The 14,437-nt window shown below is 66.6% G+C and carries 13 protein-coding genes; 12 read left to right on the plus strand and 1 reads right to left on the minus strand.

From position 1 onward, the window contains the following. Positions 1-112 precede the first annotated feature (112 nt). The 3 genes from AC5RWA_RS21055 to AC5RWA_RS21065 are packed head-to-tail and all read left to right on the plus strand — an operon-like array spanning position 113 to position 3,222. Positions 113-1,468 (plus strand): extracellular solute-binding protein, encoded by a 1,356-nt coding sequence (locus AC5RWA_RS21055; protein WP_494058927.1) that lies wholly within the window; start codon positions 113-115, stop codon positions 1,466-1,468. Between the two features lie 3 nt (positions 1,469-1,471). After that, positions 1,472-2,353, plus strand: a complete 882-nt coding sequence (locus tag AC5RWA_RS21060; protein WP_494058928.1) for a carbohydrate ABC transporter permease — start codon at positions 1,472-1,474, stop codon at positions 2,351-2,353. Continuing rightward, positions 2,350-3,222, plus strand: a complete 873-nt coding sequence (locus AC5RWA_RS21065; RefSeq protein ID WP_494058929.1) for a carbohydrate ABC transporter permease — start codon at positions 2,350-2,352, stop codon at positions 3,220-3,222. The genes AC5RWA_RS21060 and AC5RWA_RS21065 overlap by 4 nt, the downstream gene beginning before the upstream one ends. Here the strand turns inward: AC5RWA_RS21065 and AC5RWA_RS21070 are convergent. Continuing rightward, on the minus strand, positions 3,219-3,422 hold the full coding sequence (locus AC5RWA_RS21070; RefSeq protein WP_066276588.1) for a hypothetical protein: 204 nt from the start codon (positions 3,420-3,422) through the stop codon (positions 3,219-3,221). The two genes, AC5RWA_RS21065 and AC5RWA_RS21070, sit on opposite strands and share 4 nt — an antisense overlap. 141 nt (positions 3,423-3,563) lie before the next feature. Here AC5RWA_RS21070 and AC5RWA_RS21075 point away from each other — a divergent pair, with 141 nt between their 5' ends. The 9 genes from AC5RWA_RS21075 (at position 3,564) to metE (ending at position 14,366) form a co-directional block, all read left to right on the plus strand. After that, positions 3,564-4,571, plus strand: a complete 1,008-nt coding sequence (locus tag AC5RWA_RS21075; RefSeq protein ID WP_494058938.1) for an AAA family ATPase — start codon at positions 3,564-3,566, stop codon at positions 4,569-4,571. Positions 4,572-4,578: 7 nt separating this feature from the next. Further along, positions 4,579-5,475, plus strand: a complete 897-nt coding sequence (locus AC5RWA_RS21080) for a DUF58 domain-containing protein (RefSeq protein WP_494058930.1) — start codon at positions 4,579-4,581, stop codon at positions 5,473-5,475. Further along, entirely contained in the window at positions 5,465-5,935 is a 471-nt protein-coding gene (locus AC5RWA_RS21085; RefSeq protein WP_494058931.1) for a hypothetical protein, read from the plus strand. Before AC5RWA_RS21080 ends, AC5RWA_RS21085 begins: the two co-directional genes overlap by 11 nt. Further along, positions 5,926-6,942 (plus strand): vWA domain-containing protein, encoded by a 1,017-nt coding sequence (locus AC5RWA_RS21090; protein ID WP_494058932.1) that lies wholly within the window; start codon positions 5,926-5,928, stop codon positions 6,940-6,942. The genes AC5RWA_RS21085 and AC5RWA_RS21090 overlap by 10 nt, the downstream gene beginning before the upstream one ends. Beyond that, positions 6,939-7,949 carry a VWA domain-containing protein gene (locus AC5RWA_RS21095; RefSeq protein ID WP_494058933.1) on the plus strand — a complete coding sequence of 337 codons (1,011 nt, stop codon included), beginning with the start codon at positions 6,939-6,941 and terminating at the stop codon, positions 7,947-7,949. The genes AC5RWA_RS21090 and AC5RWA_RS21095 overlap by 4 nt, the downstream gene beginning before the upstream one ends. Further along, positions 7,946-8,701: a hypothetical protein gene (locus tag AC5RWA_RS21100; protein WP_494058934.1), complete on the plus strand. Its 756-nt coding sequence runs from the start codon at positions 7,946-7,948 to the stop codon at positions 8,699-8,701. The genes AC5RWA_RS21095 and AC5RWA_RS21100 overlap by 4 nt, the downstream gene beginning before the upstream one ends. 85 nt (positions 8,702-8,786) lie before the next feature. Beyond that, positions 8,787-10,562, plus strand: coding sequence for an HNH endonuclease (locus tag AC5RWA_RS21105; RefSeq protein WP_494058935.1), 1,776 nt, complete (start codon positions 8,787-8,789; stop codon positions 10,560-10,562). A gap of 445 nt (positions 10,563-11,007) precedes the next feature. After that, positions 11,008-11,973 carry a methylenetetrahydrofolate reductase gene (locus tag AC5RWA_RS21110; RefSeq protein WP_115525684.1) on the plus strand — a complete coding sequence of 322 codons (966 nt, stop codon included), beginning with the start codon at positions 11,008-11,010 and terminating at the stop codon, positions 11,971-11,973. 59 nt (positions 11,974-12,032) lie between these two features. Then, entirely contained in the window at positions 12,033-14,366 is a 2,334-nt protein-coding gene (gene metE, locus AC5RWA_RS21115) for a 5-methyltetrahydropteroyltriglutamate--homocysteine S-methyltransferase (protein WP_494058936.1), read from the plus strand. Positions 14,367-14,437 lie beyond the last annotated feature (71 nt).

Consider the following 14,437-nt stretch of genomic DNA (forward strand, 5'->3'; position numbering starts at 1 on the left):
CGCATTTCGCGGGCGCCTTGCTTGCGGCACCCCGCCCATCTAGCATGTGCATATTGCCGCGGCTGGGGCCCGCTGACAAAGGGGTCCGCAGCTTTAGACCGAATGGAGCACCATGCGTCGCCGGGCCCTGAAGACAATGTCCCTGATCGCCTCCGCGCTGGTTGCCCTGACGGCCTGCACCCCGGGCAGTCCGGCCGCCGAAGAGTCCAGGACGTTGAAGGTGGTCTACCAGAAGACGGATTCCTTCACGGCCCTGGACACCATGTTCCAGGCCGCGAAGCAGGAGTTCGAAGCGGCGAACCAAGGGGTCACCGTCGAGCTGCAGCCCATCCAGGGCAACGACGACGACTACGGCACCAAACTGGCCCTCGCCCTGCGCTCGCCGTCCACCGCGCCGGACGTGTTCTACGAGGACACCTTCAAGGTCCGCTCCGACGTCGACGCCGGCTACCTGTTGAAGCTGGACAGCCATCTTGACGGCTGGGCGGATTGGGACACGTTCAACGACGCCGCCAAGGCCGCAGGAAAGGCGGACGACGGCGGCACCTACGCAGTGCCGCTGGGCACCGACACGCGGGCCATCTGGTACAACAAAAAAGTCCTGGCAGCCGCCGGCATCAGCGACCCCTGGCAGCCGCGCAGCTGGCAGGACATCCTGGACGCCGCCCGGAAGATCAAAGCCAACGACCCCTCCGTGATCCCGTTCAACATGTACGCCGGCAAGGGCACCGGCGAGGGGACCGTTATGCAGGGCTTCTACGGACTGCTCTACGGCACCGGCTCCAGCCTCTACGACGAGGAATCGAAGAAATGGGTGGTGGGCTCGGCCGGCTTCACAGACTCCCTGGCCTTCCTCAAAACCCTGTACGACGAGAAACTCGCAGTGTCGCCGGCTGAGGCCCTGGACGCCAACGTCTGGAAAAAGGTGTTCGGCGAGTGGTTCCCCAACGGGAAGCTGGGCGCCACCGTGGAAGGCTCCTACGCGCCGTCGTTCTGGCAGGAGGGCGGAAGCTACGAATGGCCCGGGTACGAACAGGACATGGGCGTGGCCCCGTTCCCCACCCGGGATGGCCAGGCGCCCGGCGCCGTCAGCATGTCCGGCGGCTGGACCCTGGCAGTGGGTGCCGGAACCAAAGAACCTGACCTGGCATTCAAATTCCTCACCACTGCGCTCAACGAGAAGAACTCCCTCGCGTTCACCGTGGAAAGCTCGCAGATCGCTGTCCGGTCGGATGTGGCGGCGGATTCCGGCTACCAGGATGCCAACCCGTTCGTGAAGGACGTCTCTGACCTTGTTTCCGTAACCCGCTACCGTCCGGCAACGTCCGACTATCCCCGGATCTCGGCGGCTGTCCAGGAGGCAACCGAAGCCGTGATTACCGGCAGCAGGACCCCGGAGCAGGCGGCGGCGGACTACGACGCAGCGGTAACGGACATTGTGGGCGGCGACAAGACCGTCCGGAAGTAGCCTGTGCCCGTTAGCCACCGGATACGGCAGTGGCTCCGCTACCTGCCGGTCCTCCCTGCCATCCTGCTCCTGCTGGTGTTCCTCGCCGGACCCGTGCTTTGGGCTTTCCAGGCGTCGCTCACCAACGCCGGGCTGACCGGCCGCAGCGCCAGGAATCCCGAGTGGGTGGGGCTGGAGAATTATCAGCGGCTGCTGGCGGACCCCGCCTTTCCGCTCTCGCTGGCGCTCACGGTCCTGTTCGTGGGAGGTTCCGCGGTGCTGGGCCAGAACCTGCTGGGCCTGGCCATCGCCGTGCTGATGCGGCGGGCCCGCCCGGCACTATCCTCCCTGGTTGGGACCGCCGTGGTGGCCGCCTGGGTCCTTCCGGAAATCGTGGCCGCCTTCGCCGCCTACGCCTACTTCAGCAGGGACGGAACCCTGAACCAGCTGCTGGGCGGACTGGGCCTTGCCCAGGCGGACTGGCTGTACGCGTATCCAATGGTGGCCATCATGTTGGCCAACGTGTGGCGCGGCACCGCCTTTTCCATGCTGGTATACCGGGCGGCCCTGAACGACGTTCCCGCCGAGGTGACCGAAGCCGCCCAGATGGACGGTGCCAGGGGCTGGCAGCGGCTGGTTTTCATCACGCTTCCCATGATCCGGGGCAGCATCACCACCAATCTCATGCTCATCACGCTGCAGACGCTGGCCGTGTTCACGCTGATCTGGGTGATGACGGCCGGCGGACCCGCCAATGCCAGCACCACCTTGCCCGTTCTCGCCTACCAGGAAGCCTTCAGATTCGGCGACATCGGCTACGGCACCGCGGTGGCCTCCGTCCTCATCATCATCGGCGGCGTGTTTGGGGCAGCTTATATCCGACTGCTCCGGGAGCCCCGGCCATGACCGCCCCTGCCAGAACACGGCAGCCTGCCCCTGTCCCGGTGCTTCGGGCCCGCCTCGGCCGGGGCTCCGCCCCGGCCGACCTGGCCCTGCTGCTGGTGGGCGCCTGCTTCCTGCTGCCGCTGCTGTGGCTTGTCCTGGGTTCCCTGGACCCCGAGGCCGGCCACGAAACCAAAGTGCCGCGGCAGCCCGGGCTGGACAACTTCGCAGCCGTCCTGACCCCGCAGCTGCTGCTTCAGCCGTTGTGGAACAGCATGGTGCTGTCTGCCGGAACCGGAGCGGTGACGCTGGTGGCCGCGGTGCTGGCTGCCTATCCGCTGTCCCGCTACCGGTCGCGGTTCAACGCACCGTTCCTGTACGCCGTCCTCTTCGGGACGTGCCTTCCCATCACCGCCATCATGGTGCCCGTCTACGGCCTGTTCGTGCAGTTGGAACTGCTGGATTCGATGCCGGCAACTATTTTCTTCATGGCCACCACCACCCTTCCCATGGCGATCTGGATGACGAAGAACTTCATGGACGGCGTTCCGTTGTCCCTGGAGGAAGCTGCCTGGGTGGACGGAGCGTCGCGGATGACAGCCTTGCGGACCATTGTCCTGCCGCTCATGCGCCAAGGCCTGGGTGTGGTGTTCATCTTCGTCTTCATCCAGGCCTGGGGGAACTTCTTCGTGCCGTTCGTGCTGCTCCTGTCAGAGGCACGGCAGCCGGCAGCCGTATCCATCTACAGCTTCTTCGGACAGCATGGTGCAGTGGCCTACGGCCAGCTGGCCGCGTTCTCCATCCTGTATTCACTGCCGGTGCTGGCCCTGTACGTCATCGTGGCCAGGGGCGCCGGCGGCTCCTTTGCGCTGTCCGGAGCGGTCAGGGGCTAGTCGATGTCCTCAACCACCACGCCGAAGGGAATGCTGTCGTCGAGGTGTGCCTGGTGGCCGGTGGAGCCGGGGTTGTAAACAACCCGGACTCCGTGAAGCCGGTCTGCCGCGGACTGCTGCAGGACAGGCTTGACGGTGCTGATGAACATCTCGCTTTTGTCGGCGAGAAACTCCTTGTAGCTGGCTGGAAGCTCACTCATGGCAAAAGGATAGACCTGCATTCCCCGGATGGGGAGGGGTCCCCATTGCCGGACCCGGGGGCGGGGACTTGGATAGGATGGCGGGCGGAGTGCAGCCGTCCGGCCGGCACAGCCATCAACAGTTCACCAGGGGGAATGACAGTGCTCCAGACCAGCGCGTCCGCGAGAATCGAACCGGCGGAGCTGGCCCGGGCACAACAGCTGGTGGCCAGTATCTCCAGGAGTTTCGAGGCCAAAGTGGTGGGCCAGGCCCGGCTTCGGGAATCGCTGCTGGTGGGACTGCTGACCGGGGGTCACATCCTGCTGGAAAGCGTTCCGGGCCTGGCCAAAACCACGGCGGCGCAAACCGTGGCTGAAGCGGTCAGCGCGGAGTTCCGCCGGATCCAGTGCACCCCGGACCTGTTGCCGAGCGACATCGTGGGCACCCAGATCTATGACGCTGCCAACGGAACCTTCGTCACGCAGCTGGGCCCGGTCCACGCCAACATCGTGCTGCTGGACGAGATCAACCGCTCCAGCGCCAAGACCCAGAGCGCCATGCTGGAGGCGATGCAGGAGCGGCAGACGTCCATCGGCGGCCAGGACTACCGGCTCCCCTCACCGTTCCTGGTGCTGGCCACCCAGAACCCCATCGAGCAGGAGGGCACCTACCAGCTCCCGGAAGCCCAGATGGACCGCTTTATGCTCAAGGACGTGCTGGACTACCCGTCGCCGGCCGAGGAAGCAGAAATCATCCGCCGCATCGACGCGGGGGTCTTCACCGCTGAACAGACGCCCCCGGCAGCGGCCTCGCTGGATGCCGTCACCGGGGTCCAGGAAGTGGTCCGCCGCATCTACATCGACCCGTCCATCATCAACTACATCGTGGGACTGGTCTTCGTCACCCGCAACGCCCACCAATACATCGATCAACGGCTGGCCGGCTTCATCGAATTCGGAGCCAGCCCGCGCGCCAGCATCGCCTTCAGCCAGGCCGCCCGCGCGGTGGCCCTGCTGAACGGCCGGGACCATGTCCTCCCCGAGGACGTCAAGGCACTGGCCCACCGGGTCCTGCGCCACCGGCTGATCCTCAACTTTGACGCGGTGGCCGAACAGGTGCCGGTGGAATCGGTGATTGACGCCGTCGTCGCCGCCGTCCAGACCCCCTGAGGCCGGCGTGGCCAGCCTCCTCCTGCGTGTGAAGTCGAAGATGGCCATCTTCGCGCACCGCAAAGCCCGCGGCATGCTCGACGGTGAGTACGGTTCCGTCTTCCGCGGCCGCAGCCTGGACTTCGACGACCTCCGCGCGTACGTCCCCGGAGATGAAGTGCGGGACATTGACTGGAAGGCCTCGGCACGTCACGGATCCCCGCTGATCAGGCGGTATGTGGCGGTCCGCCGGCAGACGCTGTTCCTCCTCACGGACACCGGGCGGAACATGTCGGCCCTGTCCAGGGCGGGGGAGACCAAGAAGGACATCGCCGTCATGGCACTGGGGGTGATGGGGTACCTGGCCCACCGGCACGGCGACGTTGTGGGGCTGGTCAGCGGCGACTCCACCGGCACCAGGACAATCCCCGCCAAGGCGGGGGAAGCGCATCTGGAACGGCTCCTGCGGCATGTCAGTGAGCATGCCACGCTGGACGCGGCAGCCAGCAGGATCGAGGACCAGCTGGACCACGTGGCACGGACGGTCAAGGGACGCAATCTCCTCTTTGTCGTCGCTGACGAGGTGCAGGCGAGCCCGGCACTGGGCCAGCTGCTTCGCCGGCTCCGGGCGCAGCACGAAATCCTGTGGCTCACCGTCCGCGACGCCGAGCTGGTACCAGGTCCTGGCAGTGCGGGCGGCCACTCCGCTGACTTCTACAGCGTGGCCGATTCCGCGGTCCTTCCAGGACACCTGGCACAGTCCGCCCCGATAGCGGCCGCCTACGCGCAGGCCGCTGCTGAACGGGATAACGCGCGCAGCGCAATGCTCCGCCAGGCAGGCATCACCCACGGCGAGGTGGACGGCAGCCAGGACGTGGTCACCGCCCTGTTCGCCCTCCTGGAAAGGCACCGCCGTGCCGGCTGATCCCGCCTTTTACGGCCCCCTCCAGTACAGCCCGGTATGGATGTGGGTCGGCATTGCACTCGTCGCCCTGGTGGCCGGCTGGTACGTCGTCGTCTTTGCTTCCACCCGCCGCCCGCGGATGGCGGAAGGGGTCCGGCGTTCCGCTGCCCTGACTGATCTGTCAGTGCTCAAGGCGGCCTACCTGCAACGCATTGACGACGTCGAACGGGATGCCGCTGCCGGGAACCTCAGCCTCCGTGCCGCACACCACGAGATCAGCCACCTGCTCCGCAGCTTTGTCCGTGACGCCACGGGCGTGGACGCGCTCCGGATGACCCGCCAGGACCTGGAACGCCACCCGCTTCCTGCACCCGCCGCCGTCGTGGGGATTCTGTACCCGGCACAGTTCGGCGTGGAGCCGCTGCCGTCTGTCGCCGTGTCCGCCGCCAGCGCCCGGAACGCGGTGAGCACATGGAGCTGATGTTTTGGTGGGTTGTTCCGCTGGCTCTCCTGGCCGCGGCTGCCTTCGGGTGGGCCGTTGTCCGGTCCGGTCGAAAGGACAACTCACGACGACGGCCGGCGGCGCACGTTGACAGGCTCACCACCCTGCCGGAGTACCAGGCGGCACTGCGGCGGCACCGCCGGTGGCTGGCAGTTGCCGCGCTCGCCTGCGCGTCGCTGCTGGTGTCTACCGCGGTGGCGGCGGCGCGGCCGGTGGAGCTCACCACCACGCGCCCCGAGCAGCATAACCGGGACATCATGCTGTGCCTGGACGCCTCGGGGTCCATGAGCAGCGCCGACGCGGCGGTCGTTGACGTTTTTGCAGGCCTCGCCAAGGAGTTTGATGGCGAACGGATCGGCCTGACCATTTTTGACAGCACGGCCATCCAGGTCTTTCCACTCACCGACGACTACGGCTATGCCCAGGAGCAGCTGAACTTGGCACGGGACGCCTTCGACGGGAAACCCGGCAGTTCCGGATTCCTGGACGGGACCTGGAGCGGCCGCGGCTCATCCCTGATCGGTGACGGCCTGGCCTCCTGCCTGAACAGCTTCGCGCCTGTGCGCACTGAAGCAGGCAGCGCCCCGGACGGGGATGCGGCACAGCGCTCGCGGTCCCTGGTGCTGGCCACCGACAATTTCCTCTCGGGTGAACCCATCATGACGCTCGCGGAGGCGGCGGCCTTGGCGAAGGACAGGGCAGTCCGCGTTTATGCCCTCAACCCGGGCGACTTTGACTACGGCTCCGGTGCCGACCAGCCAGGGGCGCAGCTGAAGGCTGCTGCAGAATCGACCGGCGGCGCTTACTACGCGCTGGACAACCCGGACGCCATCCCGGGCATTGTTGCGGCGGTGGAGGAAACGGAAACAGCAGCGCTGAAGGGTGCGCCGCGCGCCGTCGTCTCTGACGAGCCCGGGCTTCCCTTGACCGCTGCCCTCCTGTCCGGCCTTGCCCTCTGCACGGCCTTGTGGCGGTTGCGGCTATGACCCGGCGCCGATCCATTCTCCCAATCGCCAAAAGCCCCTGGCTACGCCGTGGCCTGCTGGTGACGCTGCTGTGCGGTGCCATCCTGCGCCCGGGACTCCCGGGAGGCTCGGCGGAGGCGGCCACCGCGGACCTCAACGTCTTCTTCGTCGTGGATACCACCACCAGCATGGTGGCGGAGGACCATGGAAACGGGGCGCCCCGGATGGACGGCGTGCGGCAGGACATCATGGCCATCGCCGAAGGGTTGCCGGGAGCACGGTTTTCCGTGATCACCTTCGACACCAAAGGGCATGTCCGGATGCCGCTGACCACCGACACCCTGGCCCTGGAAACCATCACGTCCGTCCTTGAGCCGCAGGTGACCTCCTACGCCAAAGGAAGCAGCATCACAGCCGCCCGCCAGGTGCTGGGCGAGCGATTGGCAGCAGCGCGGGACAGCCATCCCGAACGTCCGCACATTGTTTTCTACCTTGGCGACGGCGAGCAGACCAGCGGCGATGAACCGGAACCGCTGGTGCCGGACAACGGGCCGGTGGCCGGGGGAGCCGTGCTGGGCTACGGCACTGAGGCCGGCGGGCGGATGAAGGAGAACACCGGGAGGGATTACGACGGCGCCGCGCAGGGCGTCCCGTACGTCCAGGACCGCAGCGGCGGGACTCCCAGGGACGCCGTGTCCAGCATCGACGAGGGAAGGCTGCGTGAGATCGCAGGGCAGCTGGATGTGCCGTACGTCCACCGGGCGGCCGGTGACCCGCCTGCCGCCATGCTGCAGCAGGCCCGGCCCGGCGCGCTGGAGCACACTCAGGACGCCGAATCCCTTCAGGGCCGAACAGAGCTTTACTGGGTCTTCGCGGCCGGCGCCTTTGTCCTGGGCCTGTTGGAGGCGGGTACCCTCTTTCGGCGTGTCCGTGAACTGCGGCCCCTTCCTGACGCGGTAGCCACCGAACCTCGGATGGCCACTCGTTCTGCGCACCGCTCCCGTATGGCGGGGGAGAAAGTTCAATGATGGCCAGACCCGGGTCAACCGAAGACAACGCGAACCGCGATTTAATGGTGCAGCGGCGGCGGCATCTCCTGCTGTGGTCGGCATTACCGGTACTGCTCCTGCTCTGCGTGGCGGGGAAGCTGCTCAGCCTCAACCTCCTTGCGGGGCAGGCTGCCGGCGCCTTTGCTGCCCGGGACGCAGCGGCGGTTGGAACGGCAGCCCAAGCACTGGGCCTGGCGAACGTCATCGAACCCCACAAGGCGCCGTTTGCGGCAGGCGATGCCCGTGCTTTGGCCGGGGACTTCGCTGCGGCCCGGCGCATGTTTGAGAACGCCTTAGCCAGGGTGCCCCGGGGATCTTCTGACGAGTGCATTGTCCGCGTCAACCTCAGCCTGGCGATTGAACAGATCGGTGACGCCCAACACCGGGAGGGGGGCCCGGCGTCGGCCGCTGTTTTGTACGGGGAGGCCCTGGCGGTGGCGGAGGCCGCGCCTGCGGGATGCTTCGCCGCAGGCGCGGCGGGGGAGCCCGGGGAACAGCTGGCCGAGGCGGAGGGGCGCCTGAAGGACAAGCTCGCGGCCGGGCAGGCAGCGGAGTCACCGGAAGGAGCACAGCAGGACCGCCCGGAGGAACAGGAGTCCCCGGAGGAAAGCCAGCTGGAGCAGCTCGGGGACAGCGCACGGCAGGCCGAGCGCGAACGCAACAGTGCACGCGAACGGGATGAGTACCTGCGCGACAATGACTACGCCCCAGGGCCGGGTCGCCCCTGGTAGTGCACGATGTGAGGTGACTACCCGGTTTTCCACATAGGAACTTGGGCTCCCGGCGATTGTCACACCCTGCTGGAAGACTTTGTTTATGGAAGCGGTTGGGGCTTTGGCAGGGGTAAGCGGGGCGGGCATTCTCGGTGTGCGGCCTGTTCCTGCGGCGCCCTCGGTGGCCACCGCCCGGAAAGCTATGGCGGATATCCCGATGGATGTCCACGCCCCGGCGGCCCATGCTGCTGTGCCCCGCGTTGTCGCCGTCCGGGGTGCCCTTGCGGGTGTCCCGTCTGTCGCCGGAGCCTTGGAGGACCATTCGGGTATCCCGTCGATCGCTGATGTCCGGGTTGCCCTGGATGCCGTTCCTTTGTGTGCTGATGGTGCGGGCATGATTGACCAGCTGCGGGAGCTTGAGGACTTGAAGTCGGCTGCGGCTGCGAAGCAGGCCGAGATTGCTGTTGCCTTTGACCTGTTCCAGCGCCGGGTCCAGGCGGCTGCCGGGGTCCCTGTAGTTGAGCTGGGTGTCGGCGTGGGTGCCCAAATTGCGCTGGCGCGGCGCGAGTCGCCGTCCCGCGGAGGGAGGCTGCTGGGCCTGGCCAAGGCCATGCGCGACATGCCCCGCACGTTTGAGGCGTTTCGGTCCGGTCGGCTGAATGAGTGGCGGACCACGCTGCTGGTGAAGGAAACCGTGTGCTTGTCCGTGGACGACCGGTGCGCGGTGGACGAGGAGCTCGCCGCGGACACCGGCACCCTTGACGGATTCGGGGACCGGGCTATCGTTGCCGCTGTCCGGGCCGCGGCGTACCGGCGGGACCCGAAGTCCGTGGCGCGGCGGGCCAGCCGTGCCGTGACCGATCGCAATGTGAGCCTTCGTCCGGCGCCGGACACCATGACCTACCTGACAACCCTCCTGCCCGTTGCCGAGGGTGTGGCCGCGTACGCTTCCCTCACCAGGCACGCCGATTCTTTGCGGTCCGCAGGGGATGAACGCTCCCGCGGCCAGATCATGGCCGATTCCCTGGTCGAACGCGTCACCGGCACCCCGGGCGGGATCACGGGGATCGACATCCAGCTCGTGATGACCGACCGGACCCTTTTCCAGGGTGACAGCGAACCCGCCCGGCTCACCGGCTACGGCACCGTCCCCGGACAATGGGCACGCGAAACCATCCTGAACAGGACAACCAGCCCCGGCCTTTATGCTGGTGCCGGTGCTGGCCTTGCTTCTGGCTCCGATGCCGTTGCTGGTTCTGTCGCCGGCGGGGACTCTGGCGCTGACACTGCTGTTGGTGCTGAGGCTGTTGTTGGTTCTGGTTCGAGTTCTCCTGACCAGCATGAATTGTCCGTCTGGCTCCGCCGGCTCTACACCGCCCCCGGCAGCGGCGAGCTGGTCGCGATGGACTCAAAAGCCAGGTTCTTCCCGCCCGGGCTCCGCCGGTTCCTCCAGGTCCGTGACGACACCTGCCGGACCCCGTACTGCGACGCGCCTATCCGCCACGACGACCACGTCATCCCCTGGCACAACGACGGACCAACCAGCAGCACCAACGGTCAGGGGCTCTGCGAAGCCTGCAACCACACCAAGGAAAACCCCGGTTGGACCACCAAACCCATCCCCGGAACCCGCCACACCGTCGAAATCCGGACACCAACAGGCCACACCTACCACTCCACCGCGCCCGCACTGCCCGGGACTTCCCAATATGTGGCCCCTCTGCCCGAGGCTCGTCAACATCAGGCGCCGCTGCCCCCCATCGCCGCTCGCCCGAAAAGCGGCCCGGCACGCAGGCGAGAGTTGGAACTGAGCCGGCCATCCGCCGTCGTACCGGCCACGCACCACCCCGGGAGCTGGTTCGACACCAGGAAGAGATGAAGCACACCGTTCAAGTGCTGGGCAGGGTGGGGCCACCCGGCTGATGGTCTCGGCATCAGCGCGGCGTGGACTTCGCGCCGGCGCAGGGCAGGTAGAAAAGCAGGGCAGGTAGAAAAGAGGTTGAGCCGGCGAAGATAATTCTGTCCCGTTCCGAAATAAGGCGTAAAGCTGCGTCTTAATTCGAAGGCCGACTTGAATGCTCTCCCGGCCGCTCCTAGAGTCATATACAAGTTACCGCGGTAACGTGTCAGCGATCCTCCTTATGGAGGGTGTGGGTGCCCCCATGTGGGCCTGACATTTGCTCACGGATAACTCCATTACAGGCGTAACAGTCGCGGCTGCGTTCCTGTGGAGTTTTTTCGTGTTCCCCAAACTCAATTCATTGCCGACCCGCCGTCACATCTGCTGACAGCTGGCCCTCAATGGCCCAAAGCCAAGGACGCAAATGTCACCACCAAGCCTTATTGACGCACACCCGAATCTTACCGACGCCGCTCCCGTGGCGCTTTCCTACGAGCTGTTCCCGCCGCGTTCAGCGGCTGCCGCTGAAACGCTCTGGACCACCATCCGCGAACTGGAGACCACCGCACCGGACTACGTCTCCGTCACGTATGGGGCCAGCGGCTCCAATCGGGACACCGCCGTGGAACTGATCCACCGGCTCCTGCTGGAAACAACCCTCCGCCCGATCGCCCACCTGACCTGCGTGGGCAACACGCCGCAGGAACTGGCGGGGATCATCGGCGAACTGCTGGACATCGGTGCGCGTGGCATCCTTGCCCTTCGCGGTGACCAGCCCAAGGACGGCGGCCAGCCGGCAGAAGGGTCACTCCGTTACGCCCAGGACCTGATCGAGCTTATTCGCCGGGTTGAACAGCGGAGGTCGGCCCTGCTGTGCGCCGGAAAAATCGCCGTGGGCGTAGCGGCCTACCCCACACGGCACCCGGAGTCGCCGAGCGAGGAACACGACATCGAAGTGCTTCTTGCCAAGCAGCGTTCCGGTGCTGACTTCGCCATCACCCAGGTCTTCTTCGACGCTGAGCAGTACGTAAGCCTTCTGACCCGGGCCCGCCGGGCCGGGGTCACCATCCCCATCATCCCGGGCGTCATGCCGTTGACCAGCCTCCGCCGGGTCACCCGGCTGGGCGAACTGGCGGGCGTGGAGCCGTCTCCGGATCTGCTGGAGCGGCTTGCTGCTGCCGATAACGACATCGAACGCCTCCGGATCGGCGTCCGCGCCACTGTCGACCTTGCTAATGCGGCACTGGATGCGGGAGCCCCCGGCATCCACCTCTACACCTTCAATGAGCACCAGAGCGCGCTGGAGGTGCTGGACAAGCTCGCCCTTCCGCGGCACCAGCGGGCAGCCAGCCGCCACAGCGTTGCGGCGCGCCCGCAGCTCGCCAGCTGATCATCCCTCAGCACAGCACAGCCTTCAGACATTACAGCTCCCACCTTTAGGAATCTGCCATGACTTCACAGAACACTCCCTTCCCCTCCGCCTCACTCCTGGGCTACCCCCGGATCGGCCGCCGCCGCGAACTCAAGAAGGCCGTCGAGGCCTACTGGGCCGGCAAGATCGACGCCGCCGCACTGGACGCAGCCGCGAAGGACATCCAGCTGACCATCGCCAAGCGCCTGCAGGAACTCGGCCTGACCGAAGCCGCAGCCGTCCCGGGCACCTTCTCCTACTATGACCAGGTTCTGGACACCACCGCCCACCTCGGCGCCGTGCCGGCCCGCTTCGGCAAGCTCCTCAACGAAGAGGGACAGCTGGACATCGACGGCTACTTCACGCTGGCCCGCGGCAACAAGGAACAGCAGCCGCTGGAGATGACCAAGTGGTTTGACACCAACTACCACTACCTGGTGCCCGAGATCGGCCCGGAAACCAGCTTCACCCTCGCCTCCACTGCCAAGGTTGACGAGTTCGCCTTCGCCCTGGCCAACGGCATCGAAACCCGCCCGTACATCGTGGGCCCGGTCACCTACCTGCTGCTCTCCAAGGCCTCCGACGACGCCCCGGCCGGTTTCGCTCCGCTGTCCCGCCTCGAGGACATCCTGCCCGTCTACGTCCAGCTGCTCGAAAAGCTGGCCGCTGCCGGTGCCAGCTGGGTCCAGCTCGACGAGCCCGCCCTCGTGGTTGACCAGGACACCCCCGCCGCCGAAATCGAAGCAGCCGTCGCCCGTGCCTACGAGGTCCTCACCGCCGCTGCCAACCGCCCGCAGGTCCTCGTCTCCACCCCGTACGGCGCCCTCGACGGCCAGCTCGGCACCCTCGCCGCCACCAACATCGACGCCCTGCACATCGACGTCTTCAAGGGCGCGGTTCCGTCCGCGGCCGCCCTGGCTGGCCTGGGCAACAAGACCCTCGTTGCCGGCGTCGTTGACGGCCACAACATCTGGCGGAACGACCTCGCCGTATCAGCTGTGAAGCTGGACGCCCTGAAGGCTGCTGCCGGGAAGCTCACCGTCAGCACCTCCACGTCCACGCAGCACGTCCCGCACGATGCAGCCGAGGAAACCCAGCTCTCAGAGCAGCTCCGCAGCTGGCTGGCCTTCTCCGATCAGAAGGCCGTCGAGGTCAAGACCCTCGCGTCCTACCTGGCTGACCCCGCATCCGCCAAGGCAGCCATCGACGAAGCCTCCGCTGTGATCGCTTCCCGCGCCACCGCCGAGGGTGTCCGCCGCGAGGACGTCCGCGCCCGCACCGAAGCCCTCACCGCCGCCGACTTCAGCCGCTCCGAGTACTCGGTCCGTGAAGCCGCCCAGGAAGAAGCGCTGCACCTGCCGCCGCTGCCCACCACCACCATTGGTTCCTTCCCGCAGACCTCCGAAATCCGCTCGGCCCGTGCCCGCAACAACAAGGGTGACCTGACCGACGAGCAGTACGAAAAGCTCATGAAGGACGAGATCAAGCGCGTCGTCGACCTGCAGGAGGAGCTCGGCTACGACGTCCTGGTCCACGGCGAGCCCGAGCGCAACGACATGGTCCAGTACTTCGCCGAGAACCTGGAAGGCTTCGACGTCACGGTCCACGGCTGGGTCCAGTCCTACGGCTCCCGCTGCACCCGCCCCTCCATCCTGTGGGGCGACGTCACCCGCAGCGCCCCCATCACTGTTGCGTGGGCCGAGTACGCACAGTCGCTGACCAGCAAACCGATGAAGGGCATGCTCACCGGTCCGGTCACCATCCTGGCCTGGTCCTTTGTCCGCGACGACCAGCCGCTGGGCGAGACCGCCAACCAGGTTGGCCTTGCGCTGCGCGACGAGATTGCCGACCTCGAGGCCGCCGGCATCAAGGTCATCCAGGTGGACGAGCCCGCCCTGCGCGAACTCCTCCCGCTGCGCAAGGCAGACCACGCGGACTACCTGAAGTGGTCCGTGGACTCCTTCCGCCTGGCAACCGCCGGGGCCGCCGACGCCACCCAGATCCACACCCACCTCTGCTATTCCGAGTTCGGCGTGATCATCGACGCGATCGACGGCCTGGACGCCGACGTGACCTCCATCGAAGCTGCACGCTCGCGCATGGAGGTTGTCCACGACCTCGAGTCCCACGGCTTCGGCCGCGGTGTTGGTCCCGGCGTTTACGACATCCACTCGCCGCGTGTTCCGGGCGAAGCCGAGGTCACCGAACTCCTGGCCACCGCCGTCAAGCACGTCCCGTCCCGCCAGCTCTGGGTCAACCCGGACTGTGGCCTGAAGACCCGCGGCTACGTGGAGACCGAAGAGTCCCTGCGCAACCTGGTTAAGGCAACCCAGGCGGTCCGCGCGGAGCTGCTGGAAGCAGCAGCGCAGTAAGACAACAGTAAGGGTTTCGACAAGCTCAACCACCGACGACGGCGGCCGGTCACTGAGAGGTGACCGGCCGC

It is taken from the genome of Arthrobacter sp. 210 2, from assembly GCF_059093025.1.